20 protein-coding genes are annotated in these 23,577 nt (G+C 72.2%); 17 read left to right on the top strand and 3 right to left on the bottom strand.

The window, feature by feature from the left end; all coding sequences use genetic code 11:
* The first annotated feature begins 61 nt into the window (after nt 1-61).
* Together IE140_RS00100 and IE140_RS00095 are read left to right on the top strand one after the other, a co-directional pair.
* The gene (locus tag IE140_RS00100) at nt 62-445 is read left to right on the top strand and encodes a hypothetical protein (protein WP_150195740.1); all 384 of its coding nucleotides are present in this window, start codon (nt 62-64) and stop codon (nt 443-445) included.
* 176 nt (nt 446-621) lie between these two features.
* Nucleotides 622-1,791: a cysteine desulfurase family protein gene (locus IE140_RS00095; RefSeq protein WP_109180188.1), complete on the top strand. Its 1,170-nt coding sequence runs from the start codon at nt 622-624 to the stop codon at nt 1,789-1,791.
* A 51-nt stretch (nt 1,792-1,842) separates the two neighbouring features.
* Here IE140_RS00095 and IE140_RS00090 read toward each other — a convergent pair whose 3' ends face one another.
* Nucleotides 1,843-2,580 carry an N-acetylmuramoyl-L-alanine amidase gene (locus IE140_RS00090; protein ID WP_150195738.1) on the bottom strand — a complete coding sequence of 246 codons (738 nt, stop codon included), beginning with the start codon at nt 2,578-2,580 and terminating at the stop codon, nt 1,843-1,845.
* Between the two features lie 61 nt (nt 2,581-2,641).
* Here IE140_RS00090 and mnmA point away from each other — a divergent pair, with 61 nt between their 5' ends.
* Entirely contained in the window at nt 2,642-3,778 is a 1,137-nt protein-coding gene (gene mnmA / locus IE140_RS00085; RefSeq protein ID WP_006127761.1) for a tRNA 2-thiouridine(34) synthase MnmA, read from the top strand.
* A gap of 87 nt (nt 3,779-3,865) precedes the next feature.
* Here mnmA and IE140_RS00080 read toward each other — a convergent pair whose 3' ends face one another.
* A complete protein-coding gene (locus IE140_RS00080) occupies nt 3,866-4,669 on the bottom strand; it encodes an alpha/beta fold hydrolase (protein WP_150195736.1) in 804 nt (267 codons plus the stop codon).
* Nucleotides 4,670-4,744: 75 nt separating this feature from the next.
* Complete coding sequence (locus IE140_RS00075; protein ID WP_150195734.1) at nt 4,745-5,092, bottom strand: DUF427 domain-containing protein; 348 nt, start codon at nt 5,090-5,092, stop codon at nt 4,745-4,747.
* 95 nt (nt 5,093-5,187) lie between these two features.
* On the opposite strand from IE140_RS00075, the gene IE140_RS00070 reads away from it, so the two are divergent.
* The 14 genes from IE140_RS00070 (at nt 5,188) to IE140_RS00005 (ending at nt 23,400) form a co-directional block, all read left to right on the top strand.
* A complete protein-coding gene (locus IE140_RS00070) occupies nt 5,188-5,727 on the top strand; it encodes an LOG family protein (RefSeq protein WP_100561642.1) in 540 nt (179 codons plus the stop codon).
* Between the two features lie 79 nt (nt 5,728-5,806).
* Nucleotides 5,807-6,496, top strand: coding sequence for an SDR family oxidoreductase (locus IE140_RS00065; protein WP_088572873.1), 690 nt, complete (start codon nt 5,807-5,809; stop codon nt 6,494-6,496).
* A 45-nt stretch (nt 6,497-6,541) separates the two neighbouring features.
* On the top strand, nt 6,542-7,570 hold the full coding sequence (locus IE140_RS00060) for a methionine synthase (protein WP_150195732.1): 1,029 nt from the start codon (nt 6,542-6,544) through the stop codon (nt 7,568-7,570).
* A gap of 32 nt (nt 7,571-7,602) precedes the next feature.
* Nucleotides 7,603-9,834, top strand: coding sequence for an NAD-dependent DNA ligase LigA (gene ligA / locus IE140_RS00055; RefSeq protein WP_150195730.1), 2,232 nt, complete (start codon nt 7,603-7,605; stop codon nt 9,832-9,834).
* Between the two features lie 387 nt (nt 9,835-10,221).
* Complete coding sequence (locus IE140_RS00050) at nt 10,222-12,426, top strand: putative bifunctional diguanylate cyclase/phosphodiesterase (protein ID WP_150195728.1); 2,205 nt, start codon at nt 10,222-10,224, stop codon at nt 12,424-12,426.
* A 115-nt stretch (nt 12,427-12,541) separates the two neighbouring features.
* On the top strand, nt 12,542-12,838 hold the full coding sequence (gatC, locus tag IE140_RS00045) for an Asp-tRNA(Asn)/Glu-tRNA(Gln) amidotransferase subunit GatC (protein WP_003966094.1): 297 nt from the start codon (nt 12,542-12,544) through the stop codon (nt 12,836-12,838).
* Nucleotides 12,839-12,844: 6 nt separating this feature from the next.
* Nucleotides 12,845-14,347: an Asp-tRNA(Asn)/Glu-tRNA(Gln) amidotransferase subunit GatA gene (gatA, locus tag IE140_RS00040; RefSeq protein ID WP_032770276.1), complete on the top strand. Its 1,503-nt coding sequence runs from the start codon at nt 12,845-12,847 to the stop codon at nt 14,345-14,347.
* 5 nt (nt 14,348-14,352) lie between these two features.
* Complete coding sequence (locus tag IE140_RS00035) at nt 14,353-14,586, top strand: hypothetical protein (protein ID WP_030580164.1); 234 nt, start codon at nt 14,353-14,355, stop codon at nt 14,584-14,586.
* 16 nt (nt 14,587-14,602) lie between these two features.
* The gene (gene gatB / locus IE140_RS00030) at nt 14,603-16,111 is read left to right on the top strand and encodes an Asp-tRNA(Asn)/Glu-tRNA(Gln) amidotransferase subunit GatB (protein ID WP_032770274.1); all 1,509 of its coding nucleotides are present in this window, start codon (nt 14,603-14,605) and stop codon (nt 16,109-16,111) included.
* A gap of 168 nt (nt 16,112-16,279) precedes the next feature.
* On the top strand, nt 16,280-17,518 hold the full coding sequence (locus tag IE140_RS00025; protein WP_373296146.1) for an arsenic transporter: 1,239 nt from the start codon (nt 16,280-16,282) through the stop codon (nt 17,516-17,518).
* Between the two features lie 133 nt (nt 17,519-17,651).
* Nucleotides 17,652-19,754: a phosphocholine-specific phospholipase C gene (locus IE140_RS00020; RefSeq protein WP_150195724.1), complete on the top strand. Its 2,103-nt coding sequence runs from the start codon at nt 17,652-17,654 to the stop codon at nt 19,752-19,754.
* 190 nt (nt 19,755-19,944) lie between these two features.
* Complete coding sequence (locus IE140_RS00015; protein WP_150195722.1) at nt 19,945-22,185, top strand: MMPL family transporter; 2,241 nt, start codon at nt 19,945-19,947, stop codon at nt 22,183-22,185.
* Complete coding sequence (locus IE140_RS00010) at nt 22,163-22,720, top strand: GNAT family N-acetyltransferase (protein WP_150195720.1); 558 nt, start codon at nt 22,163-22,165, stop codon at nt 22,718-22,720. The genes IE140_RS00015 and IE140_RS00010 overlap by 23 nt, the downstream gene beginning before the upstream one ends.
* 59 nt (nt 22,721-22,779) lie before the next feature.
* The gene (locus IE140_RS00005) at nt 22,780-23,400 is read left to right on the top strand and encodes a hypothetical protein (protein WP_150195718.1); all 621 of its coding nucleotides are present in this window, start codon (nt 22,780-22,782) and stop codon (nt 23,398-23,400) included.
* Nucleotides 23,401-23,577 lie beyond the last annotated feature (177 nt).

The raw sequence follows: 23,577 nt of genomic DNA, 5'->3' as shown, positions 1-23,577 counted from the left end.
CCGTAGCACCCGCACCCGCCGAGCCTGCCGTTTCCCGGACCGATCCGAAGGAGCTCGCACCATGACCCTCACCCTCCTCGACCGCACCCGCTGCACGGACGCAGCCAGCGGCAAGGACGCGGACGCCTCCCCTGGCAAGGACGTCGTCGACCCGGGCGCGGCACCGGAACCGGAGAAGAGCCCCGACTCAGCTCCGCGCCGGGCCGCCGGCCGGGAGGCGGACGGTCTCGCCGTCGCCTCGTTCGTCCTCGGCCTCGTCGGGCTGCTGGTCTTCAACATCGTGCTCGGGCCCATGGCGATCGTGATGGCGCTGCTGGCCCTGACCCGTCGCACCCGCCGCCGGGGACGCGCCTTCCTCGGCCTCGCCCTGGGCGTCGCCGACCTCGTCGTGCTCGCCGCCCTGGTCACCGCCAACGGCACGGTCGCCTGGAGCATCGGCGGCTGACGCAACGCCCCACGCGGCCCCGCGAGCCGCTCTCCCCGTTCCGGATCGGGCTCCGGGCCGGGGTCCTCGGCCGGTCTCCGCACCGGTCCGCCGTACCCCCGGAAAGCGTGCGCGGGGGCCGGGCCGTGACGCGCCCGGCATGCGCCCCACCCGGGGCTCGTAGAATCGGCCCCACCATGGCTTACCTCGACCACGCCGCGACCACCCCGATGCTCCCCGAAGCGATCGGGGCGATGACCGCCCAGCTCTCCGTCACCGGCAACGCGTCCTCGCTGCACGCCGCCGGACGCCGGGCCCGCCGCACCGTCGAGGAGTCCAGAGAAGCCCTCGCCGACTCCCTCGGCGCCCGCCCCAGCGAGGTGGTGTTCACCTCCGGCGGCACGGAGGCCGACAACCTCGCCGTCAAGGGCCTCTACTGGTCCCGCCGCGACGCCGACCCCCGCCGCACCCGGGTCCTCGCCGGGCCCGTCGAACACCACGCCGTCCTCGACGCCGTCGACTGGCTCGCCGAACACGAGGGCGCGAACGTCGACTACCTCCCCGTCGACCGCCACGGCCGGGTCCACCCCGAAGACCTGCGGGCGGCGATCCTCAAGAACCCCGACGACATCGCGATGATCACCGTGATGTGGGCCAACAACGAGATCGGCACGATCATGCCGGTACGGGAACTGGCTTCGGTGGCAGCGGAGTTCGGGATCCCCATGCACGCCGACGCGGTCCAGGCCTTCGGCCAGCTGGAGGTCGACTTCGCCCGCTCCGGACTGGCCGCGATGACGGTCAGCGGACACAAGATCGGCGGCCCGTTCGGCATCGGCGCGCTGCTGCTGGGCCGCGACCACACCCCCGTACCCGTCCTGCACGGAGGCGGCCAGGAGCGGCACGTCCGCTCGGGCACCCTGGACGTGCCCGCCGTCGCCTCGTTCGCCGTCGCCGGACGGCTGGCGGCCGAGCGGCGCGAGGAGTTCGCCCGGAGGGTCGGCGGGCTGCGCGACGAACTCGTCGCCGCCGTGCGCCTCGCCGTGCCGGACGCCGTGCTCGGCGGCGACCCGGATCCGGCCGGACGCCTGCCCGCCAACGCACACTTCAGCTTCCCCGGCTGCGAGGGCGACTCCCTGCTCCTGCTGCTGGACGCGCAGGGCATCGAATGCTCCACCGGCTCCGCCTGCACCGCCGGGATCGCCCAGCCCAGTCACGTACTCCTGGCCACCGGGACCGATCCGGACCTGGCCCGGGGCACCCTGCGCTTCTCGCTCGGCCACACCTCGACCGAGGACGACGTGAAGGCGCTCGCCGAGGCGATCGGCCCGGCGGTCGAGCGCGCGAGGACGGCCGGGCTCAGCTGAGGCGGGCCCGGACGGCCGGGCTCAGCTCACGCACGCCTCCACCAGGTGGCGCTACGCCTTCGCCGACGCCGAGGGCGTGGGGCTCGGCGGGGCCGTCGCGGCCCGACGCACCAGCTCCATGTACCGGTCCCAGTCCCAGTGCGGACCCGGATCGGTGTGGTCGGTGCCCGGCACCTCCACATGCCCGATGATGTGCTCCCGGTCGATGGGTATGCCGTGCCGCGCGCAGATCGACGCCGTGAGCCGCGCCGACGACGCGTACATCGCCTTCGTGAGGTCCTTCGGCCGGTCCACGAACCCCTCGTGCTCGATGCCGACCGCACGCTCGTTGTAGGAGCGGTTGCCCGCCTGGTACGCCACGTCCAGCTCGCGGATCATCTGCACCACCCGGCCGTCCTGCCCCACGATGTAGTGCGTCGCGGCCTGGTGGGCGGGGTCCTGGAACACCTTCACCGCACTGGCGAAGCTGCCCTGGGTGACATGGATGATCACCCGGTCGATGGGGAAGTCGTCGGGCCGGTCCGCGCGCCGCCAGTTCGCCTCCGACGCGGCCACCCAGGTCGCTCCCGCGTAGTCCAGCTCGCCCGGCTTCCTGGGCTTCTCGACGCCGGGGACCTGCCACCACAGGCGCTTCACCTGGTCGCGCGCGAGCACGGCGGCGGTGCCGGCGGCCGCCACCGCGCCACCGCCGATCAGCAGTGCGCGGCGGCTGACGCCGTCCGCCGGCTTCTTCCGCGAAGGCTTTCCCGACGGCTTTCGCCCGGCCCGGGTGCTCCCGTTGTTCCCCATGTCGTCGTCAACGCTTATCCGCGAGCGTTCGGTTCCCGGCGACCCGTACCCTGGAGGGGCTATGACTCAGACTTCCCAGCGCCCCCTGCGTGTCCTCGCCGCGATGTCGGGCGGCGTGGACTCCGCCGTCGCCGCCGCCCGCGCCGTCGAGGCGGGCCACGACGTGACCGGTGTCCACCTCGCCCTGTCCGCGAACCCCCAGTCCTTCCGGACCGGGGCGCGCGGCTGTTGCACCATCGAGGACTCCCGGGACGCCCGCCGCGCGGCCGACGTCATCGGCATCCCGTTCTACGTCTGGGATCTGGCGGAACGCTTCCGCGAGGATGTCGTCGAGGACTTCGTCGCGGAGTACGAGGCCGGGCGCACGCCCAACCCCTGCCTGCGCTGCAATGAGAAGATCAAGTTCGCCGCGCTGCTCGACAAGGCGCTCGCCCTCGGCTTCGACGCCGTCTGCACGGGCCACTACGCCACCGTCGTGCTCACCGAGGACGGCAGCCGCGAGCTGCACCGCGCGTCCGACATGGCCAAGGACCAGAGCTATGTGCTCGGCGTCCTGGACGAGAAGCAGCTCGCCCACGCCATGTTCCCGCTCGGCGACACCCTCACCACCAAGGACGAGATCCGCGCCGAGGCCGAGCGCCGGGGCCTGGCCGTCGCCAAGAAGCCCGACAGCCACGACATCTGCTTCATCGCCGACGGCGACACCCAGGGCTTCCTCGCCGACCGCCTCGGCGGCCCGGCCGAGGGCGACATCCTCGACGAGTCCGGTACGAAGCTGGGCACCCACGAGGGCGCGTTCGGCTTCACCATCGGCCAGCGCAAGGGCCTGAAGATCGGCCACCCGGCCCCCGACGGCAAGCCGCGCTACGTCCTCGACATCTCCCCGGTGAACAACACGGTCACCGTCGGCCCCGTCGAGGCCCTGGACGTCACGTCCCTGACCGCGATCAAGCCCCGCTGGTGCGGAACGCCCCCGTCCGGCCCGGGCACGTACACCGCCCAGCTCCGTGCCCACGGCGGCGAGACCGAGGTCACCGCCGAGCTGGTGGACGGCTCCGAGCTGAACGTCACCTTCACCGAGCCGGTCCGGGGCGTCGCCCCCGGCCAGGCGGTCGTCCTCTACGACGGCACCCGCGTGGTCGGCTCGGCCACCATCGCCACGACGGTCCGCCGCGAACGGGTGGCGGCGGGCGGCTGAGACCGGGCGACCCGGGCCCCGGCTGAACCCCGCCCGCGTACCGGCTGGGAAGCCCGCCGGTACGCGTACACAGACAGGCCGGAACGGCTAGGACGCCCGCCCGTACGCGTACACGTCCCTGGCGAAGAACTCCGTCAGCACCGGCGCGAGCACCTGGGGCGCCACCTCGCGCAGCTGGCCCGTCAGCGTGCGGTGCCGGCCGCGTGGCAGGGCCTCGGCCAGCGTCCGGGTCGCCGCCCGCGCCTGGGCGCTGCTGAAGCCCCCGCAGATCACCAGGGTCCGGGCGGTGACGGCCGCGAACCGCCCGGCCGGGATCTCCCCGTCGCCCAGCAGCGCGTCGTCGTACGCCAGGGTGTGCGCCCTCGCCTCCAGCTCCGCCCACACCGGGGTGCGCCGCATCAGGGCGGCCGTCTCCTCGGCGACGCCCGTCATGGACAGGAACAGCTCCACCGCCCCGCCCCGGTCCCCGGCCGCCAGCAGCCGCTGGAGCCGGGCCGTGCAGCGGGCCTTGAACCGTAGCCCCGACACCCCCGGCGTGTAGGGCGGCTCGTACACGGCGAGCAGCTCCACCGGCAGCCCGGCGGCGGCCGCCTCCAGGGCCAGCGCCCCGCCCGAGGACATCCCGAACACCGACGTGCCCGGCCCGGCCGCACCGACGACGGCGGCCAGGTCCTCGACCTCCCGCGCCACGGCCGGCCGCCCGGTGTCACCGCTGGCGCCCCGGCCCCGCCGGTCGTAGGTGATCACCGTGAAGCGCGGCGCGAGCAGAGCGGCCAGCGCCGCGTCGGTCGCGGCCACGCTCAGCGCCCCGCCGACCAGCACCAGCGGTGGCCCCTCGCCCTGGCGGCGGTAGGCGATCGGCGTGCCGTCGGCGGAGAGAATCCTGTCCATGGGAGAGGAGACCGGGGCGGGCCGGGAAACTCATCGCTCGCCCGGAAAAAACTTCCCGTGCGAGCGGATCGAGGGTCAGTCCGCCACCGTCTCCGCCACGGTCTCCGTGGCGTAGAAACAGAAGTGGCCCTTGATCGCGGCGACTTCGGGCTTCGGATCCGGGTAGGCCCAGACAAGATCGGCGGCCCCGGGCCGCGACCAGTAGGAGGCGTCGCCCTTGAACGGGCAGTGGGTGGAGGTGTCCGACGGGGCGAGCAGTTCGGTGCGGACGTCCTCGGGCGGCAGGTAGTAGCGGACCGGACAGCCGGTCTCGCGGAGCACGAGCGGGCGGCGGCTCTCGGCCAGCACCTGTCCGTCGTGCACGGCCCGGACGTGCTCGGTGCCCTGCTCGACGGTGATGCGGTGTCCTCGGGTGGCAGTCATGCCTGTTTCAGCGGCGTACGGGGCCGGCTTCTTCCCCGTACGCCGAACCTTCCCCGGAACGGGGGAGTGTCCGAGGCGGGTCGTACGGTGGCTCCATGAACATCTGCGTCTTCCTCTCCGCCGCCGACCTCGACGACCGCTACACCGTGCCCGCCCGCGAATTCGCCGAGCTGCTCGGACGGGGTGGGCACACTCTCGTCTGGGGCGGATCGGACAAGGGGCTGATGAAGGTCGTCGCGGACGGTGTGCAGGCGACGGGAGGCCGGCTCGTCGGGGTGTCGGTCGAGTTCCTCGCCGCGAGCGCCCGCCCGAACGCCGACGAGATGGTCATCGCCCGCGACCTCGCCGAGCGCAAGGCGCTGCTCCTGGAGAAGGCCGACGCCGTGGTGATCATGGTCGGCGGGACCGGGACGCTCGACGAGGCCACCGAGATCCTGGAGCTGAAGAAGCACGGCAAGCACACCAAGCCCGTCGTCCTGCTCAACACGGCGGGCTTCTACGACGGGCTGCACCGGCAGTTCCAGCGCATGGAGGACGAGGGCTTCCTGCCACTGCCCCTGACCGACCTCGTCTTCTTCGCCAAGGACGGCGTCGGCGCGCTCGCTTACCTGGAGGAGGCCGCCGGACTCCAGTGAGCGGCCCGGATCCTGGATCGGCGCCCGCCCGGCGGAAACCGCTCGACTCCACCAGGAAGCCCGCACTTAGGATCGACCCATGGCTACCCACCTCATCACCGGCGCCGGTTCCGGCATCGGCGCCGCTGTCGCCCGCCGTCTCCAGGAGCGCGGTGACGACCTCGTCCTGCTCGCCCGCGACGCGGGCCGCGCCAAGGAGTTCGCCGAGCGCTACCCGGGCGCGCGCACGCTCGTCGGCGACCTCGGCAACCCCGACCGGCTGTCCTGGGCGTTCGGCCAGCAGGCCATGCCCGAGCGGATCGACACCCTGCTGCACATCGCGGGCGTCGTCGAGCTGGGCGAGGTCGGGGAGCTCACCCCCAAGGCCTGGCACTTCCAGATCGACGCCAACCTGATCGCCCCCGCCGAGATCACCCGCCTCCTCCTCCCGCAGCTGCGCGTCGCCCAGGGCCACGTCCTCTTCGTGAACTCCGGCGCCGGACTCAACGCCCACGCCGGGTGGAGCGCGTACGCCGCGAGCAAGCACGGCCTCAAGGCGCTCGCCGACTCGCTGCGCCACGAGGAGCACGGCAACGGGGTGCGCGTGACCTCCGTCTACCCGGGCCGCACCGCCAGCCCCATGCAGGCCAAGGTGCACCAGCAGGAGGGCAAGGAGTACGACGCCGAGCGGTGGATCGACCCCGAGTCGGTGGCCACCACGATCCTCATGGCGATCGACCTGCCGCGCGATGCCGAGGTCAACGACCTCACGGTCCGCCCCGGCCGCTGACTCCCTGGCGAGCAGACGCCCCGCCGGGGACCGTAGGCTTCCCGGGTGAGCGAGAAGAGCAAGTTCAGCGGGTGTCCGGCGACCGGCATCGGGTCGATGCCCGGGGGAGACGCGAGGGAGGCGGCGAAGACCGTCACCGGCTCCTTCGCCGACGGCCAGGGCATGCCGTATCTGGCCGAACTGCCCGCGCGCGGACCGGGCGCCGACATGATCGGCCGGAGCGTCGGCCTGCTCGTCGAGATGTACGGGCACGTCGAGCCGAGCGGCTGGCGGATCAGCGACCGGCCCGGCCGTGACACCCGCAGGGCCCGTTCCTGGCTGGGGGAGGACCTGGACGCCCTGGAGGAGTTCACCCAGGGGTACGAAGGGCTGCTCAAGGTCCAGGCGGTCGGGCCCTGGACTCTTGCCGCCGCCCTCGAACTGCGCGGCGGCGAAGCCATGCTGGCCGACGCGGGCGCCTGCCGCGATCTGGCCGGGTCCCTGGCCGAGGGGCTCCGAGCCCACCTCGCCGAGGTCCGCCGCCGGATGCCCGGGGCGGACGTCGTCCTCCAGCTCGACGAACCCTCCCTGACCGCCGTCCTGCTGGGCCGGGTCCGCTCCGCCAGCGGCTACCGCACCTACCGCGCCGTCGACCGCCAGATCGTCGAGGCGACCCTCCGCGACGTCCTCGCGGCGGCCGGCGAGGACGGGACGACCCTCGTCCACTCCTGCGCCCCCGAGGTGCCCGTCGCCCTGCTGCGCCGCGCCGGGGCCGACGGCGTCTCGCTCGACTTCTCGTTGCTCACGGAGCGTGAGGAGGAGGCGATCGGGGAAGCCGTCGAGGGCGGCACCCAGCTGTTCCTGGGCGTGGTGCCCTCCACGGACGCGGCTTCGGAGGGAATGTCAGACCCGGGCGGTAGCGTCAAGGGAGTCAGGACGCTGTGGCGCAGGCTGGGGCTGAATCCGGGGACTCTCGCCGAGTCCGTCACGATCACCCCGTCGTGCGGCCTCGCGGGCGCCTCGCCCGCGTACGCCCGTACCGCGCTCGCCCACAGCGCCCGGGCGGCGAGGTCGCTCGCGGACAACCCTGAGTGACGGGGACGACGGGTACACAGGAGGACGGGACGATGGCGGGCGAAGAGCGGGTGGAGCAGGACGGTTCGGTCCCGGCGGGCGTGCGGGAGACCCACGCCCTGCTGGCCGAGCAGATCGAGGAGCACCGCTTCCGGTACTACGTGAAGGACCAGCCGGTCGTCAGCGACGCCGAGTTCGACCGGCTGCTGCGCTCCTTGGAGGCCCTGGAGGACGAGCACCCCCCGCTCCGCACCCCGGACTCCCCGACCCAGAAGGTCGCCGGGCCGTACATCACGGAGTTCACCTCCGTCGAGCACCGCGAGCGGATGCTCTCCCTGGACAACGCCTTCGACGACGAGGAGCTGGCCGGCTGGGCCGACCGCGTCGCCAAGGAGACCGGCACCCCCGACCACCACTTCCTGTGCGAGCTGAAGGTCGACGGCCTCGCCGTCAACCTCACCTACGAGCACGGCCGCCTCACCCGGGCGGCCACCCGCGGCGACGGCCGCACCGGCGAGGACATCACCCCCAACGTCCGGACGATCGCCGAGATCCCGCACCGCCTGAAGGGGGAGGACATCCCGGCGCTCGTCGAGATCCGCGGCGAGGTCTTCTTCCCGATGGAGGGCTTCGAGGAGCTGAACGCCCGGCTGGTCGCCGCCGACGACAAGCCGTTCGCCAACCCGCGCAACGCGGCCGCCGGATCGCTCCGCCAGAAGGACCCCAAGGTCACCGCGAGCCGCCCGCTGCACATGGTGGTGCATGGCATCGGCGCCCACGAGGGCCTGAGCATCGACCGCCTCTCCCAGGCCTACGACCTGCTCCAGTCCTGGGGCCTGCCCACCGCCCAGCACAACAGGGTCGTCGACTCCCTCGCCGGCGTACGGGAGTTCATCGCGTACTTCGGCGAGCACCGGCACTCCGTGGAGCACGAGATCGACGGCGTCGTCGTCAAGCTCGACGAGATCCCGCTCCAGGGGCGGCTGGGCTCCACCTCGCGCGCCCCGCGCTGGGCCATCGCCTGGAAGTACGCCCCCGAAGAGGTCAACACCAAGCTGGTCAACATCCGCGTCGGCGTCGGGCGTACCGGCCGCGTCACCCCGTACGCCCAGGTCGAGCCGGTCGAAGTGGCCGGTTCCGAGGTCGAGTTCGCCACCCTCCACAACCAGAACGTGGTCAAGGCCAAGGGCGTCCTCATCGGCGACACCGTGGTCCTGCGCAAGGCGGGCGACGTCATCCCGGAGATCCTCGGCCCCGTCGTCGATCTGCGCGACGGCACCGAGAAGGCCTTCGAGATGCCGACCCACTGCCCCGAGTGCGGGACGGAGCTGCGGCCGATGAAGGAGGGCGACATCGACCTCCGCTGCCCCAACGCCCGCACCTGCCCGGCCCAGTTGCGCGAGCGCGTCTTCTACCTCGCCGGGCGCAAGAGCCTCGACATCGACCACTTCGGCTATGTGGCCGCCGCGGCTCTCACCCGCCCGCTGGAGCCCGCCGAGCCCGTCCTCAAGGACGAGAGCGATCTGTTCTCCCTCACCATCGAGCAGCTGCTGCCGATCCGGGCGTACGTCCTGGACCAGGACAGCGGGCTGCCCAAGCGTGACCCGAAGACCGGCGAGGAGAAGATCGCGACGGTCTTCGCCAACCAGCAGGGTGAGCCGAAGAAGAACGCGGTGGCCATGCTGGAGGGCATCGCCGCCGCCAAGGAAGCGCCCCTCGCCCGGATCCTCACCGGCCTCTCGATCCGGCACGTGGGCCCGGTCGCCGCCCAGGAGCTGGCCCGTCAGTTCCGTTCCGTCGACCGCATCGACGAGGCGACCGAGGAGGAGCTGGCCGCCGCCGACGGCGTCGGGCCGACCATCGCCGCCTCGGTCAAGCAGTGGTTCGCCGAGGACTGGCACCGCGAGATCCTCCGCAAGTGGCGCGAGGCCGGTGTGCGGATGGCCGACGAGGGCTCCGACGAGGACGAGGGCCCCCGCCCCCTCGAAGGGCTCACCGTTGTCGTCACCGGCACCCTCGCGGGCCACACCCGCGACGGAGCCAAGGAGGCGCTCCAGACGCTCGGCGCCAAGGTCACCGGATCGGTGTCGAAGAAGACCGCCTTCGTGGTCGTCGGCGACAACCCCGGCTCCAAGTACGACAAGGCGATGCAGCTGAAGGTGCCCGTGCTGGACGAGGACGGATTCGCGATCCTGCTCCAGGACGGCCCCGAACGCGCCCGGGAAGCCGCCCTGGCCGTGCCGGAAGCCGCGCCCGGGGCCGCCCCGGAGGACAGCGGGGCGTAGACGGGGGTGTGGGCGGGGCGTGAACGGGGAGTGACCGCCCCGCCGTTCGCTGCCCGTTCGCTGCCAGTTCCCCGGATCGAGACGCCTTCGAGACGATGCCCCGGCGTGGCGCGGCCCGGGTGGGGAAGGAAACGGGGCAGAGGGGTGAAGAAGGGTCGGCCGCTCCCCGAATGGCCCTGCCGTACCACTCGTTCGGGCCAATAGCAGATGGTGACGGGTGGTCGGTTCGCATTCGGGCAAGAGCTGTATAGCGCTGCCCCTGGAAGCCTTTCGCGGCCTACTGTTGAGAGGTGCGCCCCGCCGTGCACGGCCCTCGACCGGGCCGTGGAGCCACGGAGGCGGGCGCCACCGAGGGTCATCGGCACCGCCGGCTGTGAGAGGGACGGAATGAAACCGACCGAGAGCGCCGCCCCGGTGTCGCGGCTGCAAGGTTTCGTCGGCCTCACGCCCCCGGTGGGCGCCGCCGTCGTGGGGATCGCCGCGTTACTACTGGCGGTCGGGTCCTACCGGACCGTCCAGCAGGGCCAGGCGCTCTTCCCGAACGGGGTGGTCGGCTGGTCCTTCGCCGTGCTCACCGGGATCATCGTCGGCCATCTGGTGGCCCTCGGCCGCGACCGGTGGTGGGGCGGCACCGGCTCCGGCGCCGCCCTCACCCTCGCCGTGCTCCTGCTGTACGGCTGGCTGCCGGCCGTCCTGGTCAGCCTCGCCGTCGTGGTGCTCGTCGGGACCGCCCGCCGGCACCGCTGGTGGCAGGGGCTGCTGCACGGCGGGGTCGACATGCTCGGCATCGGCGCGGCGGCGCTCGTGCTGGCCGCGTTCGGGGTGGTCCCCACCGTCGAGGAGCCCTGGCGGCCACTCGACTGGGGCATCGCGGCCGTCCCGGAACTGCTCCTGACCGCGTCGACGTATCTGCTCGTCACCCGGGTCCTCCTGTGGTACGCCCAGGCCCCGCACAACGGCGGGCTGCCCACCATCGCCCGGACCGCGATGCTGCGCCAGGGGCTCGTCGCCGTCGCGCTCCTCGGGCTCGCCCCGCTGATCTGCGCCGTCGCGATGTCCATGCCCATCCTGCTGCCGCTCTTCGCGGTGCCGCTGATCGCCCTCGACTCCACGCTCTGGATCGCCCGCGCCCGCGCCGAGGAGCAGCTGCGCGACCCGCTGACCGGGCTGCCCAACCGCCAGTGGCTGCTGGAGCGGACCTGGTCGGCGCTGGAGGACGCCGAGTCCATCGGCACCCGCTCCGCGCTGGTCCTCATCGACCTGGACCGCTTCCGCGCGGTCAACGACACCCTCGGCCACCTGGCCGGGGACCGGCTGCTGCTCCAGATAGCGGAGCGCCTGCGGCTCGCCCTGCCCCGCGGCGCGGAGGCGGCCCGCCTCGGCGGCGACGAGTTCGCCGTCCTCCTCCCGCACACCGACTCCACCACCAGCGCCCAGCAGGTCGCCCGCCATCTCGTCGCCGAGCTGTCCTCGCCGCTCGACCTCGACGGGCTCACCCTCGTCCTGGAGGCCAGCGCCGGGGTCGCCGTCTACCCCGACCACGCCCTGGACGCCGAAGGGCTGCTGCGCCGGGCGGACGTCGCGATGTACCAGGCCAAGCGGGACCGCACGGGCGTGGAGGTCTACGAGTCCAAGCGGGACAGCAACACCCCCGACCGGCTCGGCCTCCTCGGCGATCTGCGCCGGGCGCTGGACGCGGGCGAGGTCGAACTGCACTACCAGCCCAAGGTCCGCTTCGACGGGCAGGTCGCAGGGCTTGAGGCCCTGGTGCGCTGGGTGCACCCGGAGCGCGGCCGGGTCCCCCCGGACGAGTTCATCGCCATCGCCGAGTCCTCCGGGCTGATGCCGCACCTCACGGAGTACGTCCTGGAGACGGCGCTCGCCCAGGTCGCCCGCTGGCGGGCGCAGGGACTGTGCGTGCCCGTCGCGGTCAACGTCTCCCCGCGCGACGTCCACACCCCCGGCTTCGCGGGGGGCGTCGCGGCCCGCCTCGCCCGCCACGGCGTGCCCGCGGGAGCGCTCCAACTGGAGATCACCGAACATGTGCTGCTGGAGGACCCGCAGCGCGCCGCCGACACCCTGGCCGGGCTCACCGCCCACGGCGTGAAGATGTCCCTGGACGACTTCGGCACCGGCTACTCATCGCTGGTCCATCTGCGCCGGCTCCCGGTCAGCGAGCTGAAGATCGACCGCTCCTTCGTCGCCCGGCTGGCGGTCGACCACGAGGACGCGGAGATCGTCCGCTGCACCATCGACCTGGCCCACTCGCTCGGCCTGGTCGTCGTCGCCGAGGGCGTCGAGGACGACACGACGTGGGAGCGGCTGCGGGATCTGCGGTGCGACGCGGTGCAGGGCTGGCTGGTGGCGGCCGCGATGCCGCCGCAGGAGACCACGGCCTGGCTGCGGGCGCGCGGCGAGCACGGCTGGCGGCGGCCCGCCGAGCTGAAGGCCCAGGCGGCGGCCGCCGCGGGGTCGGCGACCGCCTCGGCGAGCGGCTCGATGAACGGGTCGTTGAACGGGTCGTTGAACGGCGCGGTGAACAGCGCGGTCAACGGTGCGGTGAACAGTGCGGCGGAGACCGACACCCCCTGAAGATCCCGGGAGTGGACCAGGCAGAGGCGTAGCCCGATCGGGCCGGGGCACCCGTCCCCCGGAGACCCCATAGGATTGGGCTCAAAACCACACACCAACCCCTGAGGATCGCTGCATGCCTGGCATCACGCGCGAGGAGGTCGCCCACCTCGCCCGGCTGGCGCGTCTGGAGCTGAAGGGCGAAGAGCTCGATCACTTCGCCGGTCAGCTCGACGACATCATCGGCGCGGTCGCCCGCGTCTCCGAGGTCGCCGACCAAGACGTACCGCCGACCTCCCACCCGCTGCCGCTGACCAACGTCATGCGCGCGGACGAGGTCCGTCCGTCGCTCACCCCCGCGCAGGCGCTCTCCGGCGCCCCGGCCCAGGAGCAGCAGCGTTTCAAGGTGCCGCAGATCCTGGGGGAGGACTAAACAGCCATGACGGACATCAGCACCATCATCAAGCTCACCGCGGCCGAGATCGCCGGGAAGATCGCCTCCGGCGAGCTGACCGCCGTCGAGGTCACCGAGGCCCACCTGGCCCGGATCGACGCCGTCGACGAGAAGGTCCACGCCTTCCTGCACATCGACCGCGAGGGCGCGCTCGCCCAGGCCCGTGCCGTGGACGCCAAGCGCGAGGCGGGCGAGAAGCTCGGCCCGCTGGCCGGCGTCCCGCTCGCGCTGAAGGACATCTTCACCACGAAGGACATGCCGACCACCGTCGGTTCCAAGATCCTCGAAGGCTGGGTCCCGCCGTACGACGCCACGCTCACGCAGAAGCTGCGCGCCGCCGACGTCGTCATCCTCGGCAAGACCAACATGGACGAGTTCGCCATGGGGTCCTCCACCGAGAACAGTGCCTACGGCCCCACCGGCAACCCCTGGGACCTCACCCGGATCCCCGGCGGCTCCGGCGGCGGCTCCTCCGCCGCCCTCGCCTCCTACGAGGCCCCGCTCGCCATCGGTACGGACACCGGCGGCTCGATCCGCCAGCCCGCCGCCGTGACCGGCACCGTCGGCGTCAAGCCCACCTACGGCGGCGTATCCCGCTACGGCATGGTCGCCTTCTCGTCCTCCCTCGACCAGGGCGGGCCCTGCGCCCGTACGGTCCTGGACGCGGCGCTGCTGCACGAGGCCATCGCCGGGCACGACCCGCTGGACTCCACGTCCATCGACGCCCCGGTCCCGCCGGTCGTCGAGGCTGCCCGCAACGGCTCCGTACAGGGCATGCGCGTCGGCGTCGTCAAGCAGTTCCGCGGCGAGGGCTACCAGGCCGGTGTCCTCCAGCGCTTTGACGAGTCGGTCGAGCTGCTGAAGTCGCTGGGCGCCACCGTCGTCGAGCTGGACTGCCCGTCCTTCGACCTGGCGCTCTCCGCGTACTACCTGATCGCCCCGTCCGAGTGCTCCTCCAACCTGGCCCGCTTCGACGCCATGCGCTACGGCCTGCGGGTCGGCGACGACGGCACGAAGTCGGCCGAGGAGGTCACCGCGCTCACCCGTGAGGCGGGCTTCGGCGACGAGGTCAAGCGCCGCATCATCCTGGGGACGTACGCGCTCAGCTCCGGCTACTACGACGCGTACTACGGCTCGGCCCAGAAGGTCCGCACCCTCATCACCCAGGACTTCGAGAAGGCCTTCGAGCAGGTCGACGTGATCGTCTCCCCGACGACCCCGACCACCGCCTTCCCGATCGGCGAGCGCGCCGACGACCCGATGGCGATGTACCTCGCGGACCTGTGCACCATCCCCACCAACCTGGCCGGCAACTCCGCCATGTCGCTGCCCTGCGGCCTGGCTCCGGAGGACGGTCTGCCGGTCGGACTGCAGATCATCGCCCCCGCCATGAAGGACGACCGGCTGTACAAGGTCGGATCCGCCGTCGAGGCCGCCTTCGTGGAAAAGTGGGGGCACCCGCTGCTTGAGGAGGCTCCGTCGCTGTGAGTGCCATGGCAAAGAAGGCCAAGAACTTCCAGAAGTCCAAGACGGGCGCGTACATCGCGATCGGCAGTACCGCGTTCGGCGCCATCAGTGTCGTCAAGCAGGCGAAGCTCGCCCGCAACGACAACGACGTGCTGCGGCTCGTCGACGCGGCCGTCTCCGCGGCCGCCATCGTCACCGGACTCGCGATCCTCTATCGCGAACTGAAGCGTCTCGGCGACGACGACGTCCTGCTGGGCTGAGAGGGAAAGTTTCACCGTGACTGTCACTGACCTGGTGTCGTACGAGGACGCGCTCGCGTCCTACGACCCCGTCATGGGCCTCGAAGTCCATGTCGAGCTCGGCACCAAGACCAAGATGTTCTGCGGCTGCTCCACGGAGCTGAAGCAGGACGCCAACTCCCAGACCTGCCCGGTCTGCCTCGGACTGCCCGGCGCGCTGCCGGTCGTCAACGAGATCGGCGTGGAGTCGGCCATCAAGATCGGTCTCGCGCTGCACTGCGAGATCGCCGAGTGGTGCCGTTTCGCCCGGAAGAACTACTTCTATCCGGACATGCCGAAGAACTTCCAGACCTCGCAGTACGACGAGCCGATCGCCTTCAACGGCTATCTGGACGTCCAGCTGGAGGACGGCGAGATCTTCCGCGTGGAGATTGAGCGCGCCCACATGGAGGAGGACACCGGCAAGTCGACCCACGTCGGCGGCGCCACCGGCCGTATCCACGGCGCGTCCCACTCCCTGCTCGACTACAACCGGGCCGGCATCCCGCTCATCGAGATCGTCACCAAGCCGATCGAGGGAGCCGGGGCCCGAGCCCCCGAGGTCGCCAAGGCGTACGTCGCCGAGCTCCGCGAGCTGATCAAGGCCCTCGGGGTCTCCGAGGCCCGCATGGAGATGGGCCAGATGCGCTGCGACGTCAACCTGTCGCTGCGCCCCAACGGCACCGAGACGTTCGGCACGCGCTCCGAGACCAAGAACGTGAACTCGCTGCGTTCGGTCGAGCGGGCCGCCCGCTTCGAGATTCAGCGGCACGCCGCCGTGCTGTCCTCGGGCGGCACGATCGTGCAGGAGACCCGGCACTTCCACGAGGAGGACGGCTCCACCACGGCAGGCCGCATCAAGGACAACGCCGAGGACTACCGCTACTTCCCCGAGCCGGACCTGGTCCCCGTCGCGCCCGCGCGCGACTGGGTCGAGGAGCTGCGCAAGGGCCTCCCCGAACTGCCCCGGCTGCGCCGGGCGCGGCTCAAGGAGGAGTGGGGCGTCTCCGAGCACGACATGCAGTCCATCCTCAACGCGGGCGCGGTCGACCTGATCGTCGCCACGATCGAGGCGGGCGCCCCCGCGGACCAGGCCCGCAAGTGGTGGATGGGCGAGCTCGCCCGTAACGCCAACGAGACCGCACGCGGCCTGGACGAGCTCCCGATCACCCCGGCGCAGGTCGCCCGGGTGGCCGCGCTCGTCGCCAAGGGCGACCTCAACGACAAGCTGGCCCGCCAGGTCATCGAGGGCGTCCTCGCGGGCGAGGGCGACCCGGACACCGTCGTCGAGAAGCGCGGCCTGAAGGTCGTCTCCGACGAGGGCGCGCTGTCCACGGCCGTGGACGAGGCCATCGCGGGCAACGCGGCCATCGCGGACAAGATCCGCGGCGGCAAGGTCGCGGCGGCGGGCGCGCTCGTCGGCGCGGTCATGAAGGCCACCCGGGGCCAGGCCGACGCGGCGCGCGTGCGCGAGCTGATCCTGGAGAAGCTCGGCGTCGAGGGCTGATCCCCCGATCGTCCCCGAAGGGGCGGTGCACCTGTACGTACTCACGTACCGCGGGTGCGCCGCCCCTTCGGCCGTGATCCGTACGTCATCGCCCGCACCGCCCCTTCATCCGTGAACCCTCGTGAACCCTCGCTCTGAGAGAACCCCCTGAACACCGTCACCGCCGAGATCGTCTCCTTCGCCCTGCTCCTGGGCGTCCTCGCCTTCGCCGTCCTGAGGCCCCGGGGCCTGCCGGAGGCGACCGCCGCCGTGCCCGCCGCCGTGCTCGTGGTGGCCCTGGGCGCGGTTTCCTGGCCCGAGGCGCGGGAACAGGTCGGCGAGCTGCTGCCCGTCGTCGGCTTCCTCGCGGCGATCCTCGTGCTGGCCCAGCTCTGTGCGGACGAGGGGCTGTTCCGGGCCGCCGGTGACTGGGTCGCCCGCGCCTGTCGCGGGCAGACGCGCCCCCTCCTCGGCGGCGTCTTCGTCGTCGCCTCGGTCGTCACGGCCGTCCTCAGCCTGGACGCCACCGTGGTCCTGCTCACCCCGGTCGTCCTCGCCACCGCCGCCCGGGTCGGCGCACGGCCCCGCCCGTACGTCTACGCCTGCGCGCACCTGGCCAACTCCGCCTCCCTCCTGCTCCCCGTCTCCAACCTCACCAACCTCCTGGCGTTCACCGCGAGCGGTCTCTCCTTCACCCGGTTCGCCGCACTGATGGCTCTGCCGTGGCTCGCCGCGATCGCCGTCGAGTACGCCGTCTTCCGCCGGGCCTTCCGGGACGACCTGGCCGCCGGGGCGCACGCGCCGGGTCCCGAGGCGGAGCGCACGCCGGTGCCCGTCTTCACGCTCGTCGTGCTGGCGCTGACGCTGGCCGGGTTCGTCGTGACCTCGTTCGAGGGGGCCGAGCCGCTGTGGGCGGCGCTGGCGGGGGCCCTCGTGCTCGCCGTACGGGCGCTCGCCAAGCGGGAGACCACGCCGCTCGCCGTCGTCCGCTCGGCCAACCCGCTGTTCTGCCTCTTCGTCCTCGCGCTCGGCGTCGTCGTCAAGGCGGTCGTCGACAACGGCCTCGGCGACGGGATCGCCGCCCTGCTGCCGGACGGCGACACCCTGCCCGCCCTCCTCGGCGTGGCCGTGGTCGCGGCCCTGCTCGCCAACCTGATCAACAACCTGCCCGCGATCCTCGCCCTGCTGCCCATCGTCGCGGCGGCCGGGCCCGGACCCCTGCTCGCCGCCCTGATCGGGGTGAACCTCGGACCGAACCTCACGTACGTCGGATCGCTGGCCACGCTCCTGTGGCGGCGCATCCTGCACGTGCACGGGGACGCCCCCGAGCTCGGCCACTTCACCCGGCTGGGGATCGCGACCGTACCGGCGACGCTGCTGGCCTCCACCCTCGCGCTCTGGGGATCGCTGCACCTCATCGGGGTGTGAGGGCGCCGTCACCGACGGTTGGACTTTCGGGACGGCCTGTTGGACGTTCACCACCGGGCCGTACACAGTCCTTCCCGCCGCCACCCGGTCTGACTAGCTTCCCGGCTGTAACCACCGCAACCAGGAGGCTCTTTTGACCACGGACATGTCACGGCGACGGCTCTTCGCGCTGGGCGGCGGCGCACTCGGCGCCGCTGCGGCCGGATCGTTCCTGCCGCCGTCGCTCCAGGCCGCCATCGCCGCGCAGCCCGCCCACGCGGGGTCCGGCGGGCTGGGGTCCATCAAGCATGTGGTGATCCTGATGCAGGAGAACCGGTCCTTCGACCACTACTTCGGCACGCTGCGCGGCGTACGCGGCTTCGGCGACCGCAACGCCATCGAGCTGCCCACCGGCTCCACCGTCTTCGAGCAGCCCGGCGCGGCCGGCTCCACCGTGCTGCCCTTCCCGGTGCGCGGCGCGGCCGAGGAGCAGAAGAAGGACCTCCAGTACATCGGCGCCCTCGACCACTCCTGGAACGGCGGGGCGAAGGCCTGGGGCGGCGGCTGGATGAACGGCTGGATCAGCGCGAAGACCGCGGCCACGATGGCGTACTACGACCGCCGAGACATCCCGCTCCACTACGAGCTGGCCGACACCTTCACCGTCTGCGACGCCTACCACTCCTCCATCCACACCTCCACCAGCCCCAACCGCAACCACCTCTGGAGCGGGAAGACCGGCTTCGAGGCGAACGGGAAACGGGCCGTCGGCAACGACGCGTACAACGAGGGCACCCACCCCGGCTACGACTGGTCCACCTACGCCGAGCGGCTGGAGAAGGCCGGGCACAGCTGGCGGACGTACACCGAGTGGGAGAACTTCACCGACAACCAGATCGAGTTCTACGCCACCTTCAAGGCCATCGCCCGCAAGGCACTGGCCAGGACCGGCGGCCACACCTACATGGAGGCCTTCTACGCCAAGGTCCGCGGCGCGTCCGAAACCGAGCGCACCCGGCTGCTCGGGCTCCTGGAGGAAGGCGTCGCCACGCTCACGCGGCAGGAGCGGAGCCTGTTCGAGCGGGGGCTGCGGCGGGTGCCCACCGGGACCCTGGCGGACGAGTTCGCCAAGGACGTGGCCGCAGGGACGCTGCCGGAGGTCTCCTACCTGGTCCCCTCGGCGATCGACTCCGAGCACCCGAGCACCTCGTCGCCGGTGCACAGCGCCACCATCGTCTACAAGATCCTCGACGCGCTCGGCAAGCACCCCGACGTCTGGCGGCACACCGCCGTCCTGATCAACTACGACGAGAACGACGGCTTCTTCGACCACGTCCCGCCGCCCGTCGCGCCCCCCGAGGTGGCCGAGGAGCAGTGGGAGGGCCGCCCGACCGGCCTCGGGATCCGGGTGCCGCTGCTGGTCGTCTCGCCGTGGACCGTCGGCGGCTACGTCTGCTCCGAGGTGTTCGACCACACCTCCGTGATCCAGTTCCTGGAGCGCTGGACCGGGGTGAAGGAGCCCAACATCGGCGACTGGCGGCGACGTGTCACCGGCGACCTCACCTCCGCCTTCGACTTCAGCCGGGCCCGCCGGAAGCCCGCCGTGCAGAGCCCCGGCGCGATCCCGCCGTTCGAGGGCCGCTGGCAGCCGAAGCCGCCCGCCGTCCAGCACCTCCCCGAGCAGGAGCCCGGCCTGCGCCCGGCGCGCCCGCTGCCCTACCGGCCGGACGCCCAGGCGCGGCGGGTGGAGGGCGGACTGCGGGTGGAGCTGGAGAACAGCGGCCGGTCATCGGCGCACTTCACGCTCTACCCGTACGCGGACGAGTTCCCGGCCCCGCAGCACAAGGACGTCCGGGGCCGCGCGCACTGGACGGTCCCCGTGACGGGGGAGGCGTACCGCTTCACGGTCACCGGGCCGAACGGCTTCCGGCGCGAGTTCGCCGGACCGGCCGACGGGGGAGCGGAGGTCGCCGGCCGCATCGACCACCGCGACCGCGACATCCACCTCACCCTGCGCAACACCGGCCGCCGCCCGCTGACCTTCCTGGTACGCCCGCTCGGCTACGTCGACGAGGACGACGTACGGGACTGGACGCGGCGCGTCACGGTCAAGCCGGGCCGCAGCCGGTCGCTGGTGCACTCGGCGGCCGACGCCCACGGCTGGTACGACCTCGACGTCACCGCGGACGGGGAGGACGGCTTCCGGCGGCGGCTCATGGGGCACATCGAGAACGGCCGGGCGAGCGTTTCGGGCTGACCGGCCGCTGGGGCCGTTGGGCCTGGTCCGTCCCGTATAAGGGGCAGATCAGGCCCTGTGACCATGGCCACGAAACGGACAAAGGATCACGATCTGCTGTCAGAGTTGGCGGTCTCAGGTCATGAGACGTTTACGGGCAGATCACGTTATCTGCGGGTAAAGGTCCACGAACCCGCAGGGAGCTCGTCCGTTGGCTGCCATCGCCCGCTGGTGCATCAGGCACCGCCTCGTCGCCGTTCTCATCTGGCTCGCCGCTCTCGGCGGGACCGCCGCAGCGGCGGGCATCGCCGGTTCGGCGTACTCCAACGACTACGAGGTCCCCGGCACCGAATCCGGCCGGGCCACCGAGCTGCTCTCCCGTGGCTTCACCGACCTCGGCGGCGACACCGACACCGTCGTCTGGCACACCACCGACTCCGCGGTCGGAGCCGCCGACGTCGAACAGACCATGACCCGCACGCTCCACGCGATCGAGGACCTGCCGGGCGTCGGCGCGGTCACCGGCCCCTACGGCACCGCGGGCCCCGGCCAGATAAGCCAGGACGGCCGCACCGCCTACGCCACGGTCACCTTCGACCGCCCCGCCGACGAGATCCCCGCCTCCCAGGCGCAGGCCCTCGTCGACACCGCGAAGGCCGCCGAGGCCGACGGACTCCAGGTCGAGCTGGGCGGCACCGCCGTCGCACTCACCGAAGCGCCCTCAGTCCACTTCGCCGAGGGCATCGGCGTGATCGTCGCGGCCGTCGTGCTCTTCCTCGCCTTCGGCTCGCTGGCCGCCAGCCTGCTGCCCATCGCCACCGCCCTGGTCTCCGTCGGCACCGCCTACGCGGGCACCGTGCTGCTCGGCCATCTGATGACCGTCGCCGACTTCGCCCCGATGCTCGGCATGCTCATCGGGCTCGGCGTGGGCATCGACTACGCGCTGTTCATCGTCACGCGGCACCGCAGAGGACTCAGGCGCGGCATGTCCGTGCCCGAAGCGGCCCAGAACGCCGTCGCGACCACCGGCCGCGCCGTCGTCTTCGCCGGGGTCACCGTCTGCATCGCCCTGCTCGGGATGCTGATCCTGCGGCTCGACTTCCTCAACGGCGTCGCCATCGCCGCATCGCTCACCGTCGTCCTCACCGTGCTGGCCTCCGTCACCCTGCTGCCCGCCCTCCTCTCCCTCATCGGGATGCGGGCCCTCAGCCGCCGCGAACGACGGCAGCTCGCCGAGCACGGGCCGCGCCCCGAACTGCCCACCGGCTTCGCCGCCCGCTGGTCAGCCTTCGTCGAGCGTCACCCCAAGCTGCTCGGCGGGATCGCCGCCGTCGTGATGCTGGTGCTCGCCCTGCCCGCCCTCGGCCTCCACCTGGGCACATCGGACCAGGGCAACAACCCGGCCGGCGCCACCACCCGGCAGGCCTACGACCTGCTCGCCGACGGCTTCGGGCCCGGCGTCAACGGACCGCTCACCATCGCCGCCCAGCTCGACGGCGCGGACGACCGGCTCGCCCTGGACTCGCTGCCCGAGAAACTGCGCACCACCGAAGGCGTCGCGTCCGTCAGCCCGGTCACGTACAACAGCGGCGGCGACACCGCCTTCCTCACCGTCGTCCCCGACTCCTCGCCCCAGTCGCAGGAGACCAGCGAGCTGGTCGACCGGATCCGGGGCGACGTACTGCCGCCGGTCCAGGCCAACACCTCGCTGGAGGCCCACGTCGGCGGGGTGACGGCGAGCTACGACGACTTCGCCGAGATCATCGTCGGGAAGCTGCCCCTGTTCGTCGGGGTCGTCATCGGGCTCGGCTGTCTGCTGCTGCTCCTGGCCTTCCGGTCCATCGGGATCCCGATCAAGGCCGCCGTGATGAACGTGGCCGCCGTCGCCTCCTCCTTCGGCGTCGTCGTGGCCGTCTTCCAGTGGGGCTGGGGGAGTGAGCTGCTCGGCCTCGGCAGCGCCGGGCCCATCGAACCCTTCCTTCCCGTGATCATGGTCTCGGTCCTCTTCGGCCTCTCCATGGACTACCAGGTGTTCCTGGTCGGCCGGATGTACGAGGAGTGGCTGGAGACCGGCGACAACCGGCGCTCCGTACGGGTCGGCCTCGCCGAGACCGGCCGGGTGATCAACTCCGCCGCCGTGATCATGATCTCCGTCTTCCTCGCCTTCGTGCTCAGCGGCGACCGGGTCATCGCCATGTTCGGCATCGCGCTCGCCACCGCCGTCGCCCTGGACGCCTTCGTCCTGCGCACCCTGCTGGTACCCGCCCTGATGCACATGCTCGGCGGGGCGAACTGGTGGCTGCCGGGCTGGCTGGAGAAGCGGCTGCCGCGGATCTCCATCGAGCCGCCCGACTGCGTACCGCTCCATGCGAAGATCCCTGGGGCGCGCGCCACCGAGGAGGGTGTCGCGCAGACGGAGGAGGAGCACGATGTTCGCCATACCCCTGGGTGACGACAAGGCGGAGCTGCGGCCGCTGGAGGTCTGGCAGGACGAGGAGTTCCTCGCCCACATGGACCGGGCCCGCGAGCTGGTCGACCCCTGGATCCCCTTCGCCTCCTTCGCCACCGACCGGGAGTCCGCGCGCGATCTGCTCCGCCGGTACGCGGAGAAGCAGGCGGCCGACACCGGGCGGCTGTACGGGATCTGGCTGGACGGCACCCTCGTCGGCGGCGTCCTCTTCCGGATCTTCGACACGGCGTCCGGCAACTGCGAGATCGGCGTCTGGCTGGAGCCCGCCGCCCAGGGCCGCGGCCTGATCACCCGGGCCGCCGAGCGGCTGATCGACTGGGCGGTGTACGAGCGCGGCATGCATCGCGTCGAGTGGGACGCCTCCGCCGCGAACACGAAGTCGATCGCGGTGGCGAAGCGGCTGGGCATGACCCGGGACGGGGTGATCCGGCAGAACTACCTCTACCGGGGCGTACGCCACGACTCCGAGATCTGGTCGGTCCTCGCCCCGGAGTGGAAGGCCCGCGCGGGGCGCTGAGCCCCGGCGCACGCCCGGCGTTAAGGGGGCTCTCATCCGGGCCCCCTAGCGTGCGGCTCATGAACACCACCCCCTCCAAGACGACGAACCCCGACGAGACGGCTGCCGCGGAGGACGCGGCGGCGAAGGACGCCCCAGTCACGTCGTCGGAGGCCGTCGACTCCGCGACGGCCTCCGACGACCTCGGCGAGCAGGCCGCCCGGGACGACGCGGCCGACGACGGCATCGCGGACGAGGACCTGGAGTCCGACCCCTTCGAGGCCGCCCGGCACGGCGTCGGCGCGGGTGCAGCGGCCGTCGTCTCCGCGGCCCTCGGCGTCGTCGCCCTGACCGGCGCGTGGACCGGCCGGGTCGCCGCCGAGCGCGAGACGCTCATCGGCCAGATCAAACTCTCCGGCGGTGGCAGCGCGGCCCAGCAGATCTCGGAGATCTACGGAGACGCCTGGCACACCACCGCCCTGGTCAACGGCGTCTTCGCCCTGCTGGCCCTGTTCGTCGGCGTCGTCGTCCTGGTCCGTCCCGCCTTCGGCGCCCCCGCCGGCCGGCCGCAGCCCGCCTGGGTCCGCGCGGTCGCCCTGGCCGGTGTCGCCCTCGGCGTCCTCGGTGTGCTGATCTCCGCGGGCATGTACCTCGACCTCTTCGTCTCCCTGCCCAGCGCGGGCACCCCGGCCGGCGGCTGACCGGCCCGATGGCCCGCGTAAGGCGGGCGGCCCCGCCTCCTGGGCATGCCCTAGTAGGGCTTTGTTAGGTGGTGTCGTAGGGCTGCCATGGGGTGGGTTGTCGGCAGGTGGGGCAGGTTCCGGTCCAGGTGGCCAGTAGGTGTTGGAGGAGGTCCAGGGCCTGGTAGAGGGTCAGGC

The sequence above is a fragment of the Streptomyces parvus genome, assembly GCF_014648875.1.
Taxonomy (GTDB): Bacteria; Actinomycetota; Actinomycetes; order Streptomycetales; family Streptomycetaceae; genus Streptomyces; species Streptomyces parvus.
The sequence above is the reverse complement of the archived record's forward strand: the minus strand, read 5'-3'. Positions and strand labels throughout refer to the sequence as shown.

Bases quoted from the DNA above. Each gene is read 5' to 3' on its own strand.
- IE140_RS00100 (WP_150195740.1), top strand. From the start codon at position 62: ATGACCCTCACCCTCCTCGACCGCACCCGCTGCACGGACGCAGCCAGC.
- IE140_RS00095 (WP_109180188.1), top strand. From the start codon at position 622: ATGGCTTACCTCGACCACGCCGCGACCACCCCGATGCTCCCCGAAGCG.
- IE140_RS00090 (WP_150195738.1), bottom strand. From the start codon at position 2,580: ATGGGGAACAACGGGAGCACCCGGGCCGGGCGAAAGCCGTCGGGAAAG.
- mnmA (WP_006127761.1), top strand. From the start codon at position 2,642: ATGACTCAGACTTCCCAGCGCCCCCTGCGTGTCCTCGCCGCGATGTCG.
- IE140_RS00080 (WP_150195736.1), bottom strand. From the start codon at position 4,669: ATGGACAGGATTCTCTCCGCCGACGGCACGCCGATCGCCTACCGCCGC.
- IE140_RS00075 (WP_150195734.1), bottom strand. From the start codon at position 5,092: ATGACTGCCACCCGAGGACACCGCATCACCGTCGAGCAGGGCACCGAG.
- IE140_RS00070 (WP_100561642.1), top strand. From the start codon at position 5,188: ATGAACATCTGCGTCTTCCTCTCCGCCGCCGACCTCGACGACCGCTAC.
- IE140_RS00065 (WP_088572873.1), top strand. From the start codon at position 5,807: ATGGCTACCCACCTCATCACCGGCGCCGGTTCCGGCATCGGCGCCGCT.
- ligA (WP_150195730.1), top strand. From the start codon at position 7,603: ATGGCGGGCGAAGAGCGGGTGGAGCAGGACGGTTCGGTCCCGGCGGGC.
- IE140_RS00050 (WP_150195728.1), top strand. From the start codon at position 10,222: ATGAAACCGACCGAGAGCGCCGCCCCGGTGTCGCGGCTGCAAGGTTTC.
- gatC (WP_003966094.1), top strand. From the start codon at position 12,542: ATGCCTGGCATCACGCGCGAGGAGGTCGCCCACCTCGCCCGGCTGGCG.
- gatA (WP_032770276.1), top strand. From the start codon at position 12,845: ATGACGGACATCAGCACCATCATCAAGCTCACCGCGGCCGAGATCGCC.
- IE140_RS00035 (WP_030580164.1), top strand. From the start codon at position 14,353: ATGGCAAAGAAGGCCAAGAACTTCCAGAAGTCCAAGACGGGCGCGTAC.
- IE140_RS00010 (WP_150195720.1), top strand. From the start codon at position 22,163: ATGTTCGCCATACCCCTGGGTGACGACAAGGCGGAGCTGCGGCCGCTG.
- IE140_RS00005 (WP_150195718.1), top strand. From the start codon at position 22,780: ATGAACACCACCCCCTCCAAGACGACGAACCCCGACGAGACGGCTGCC.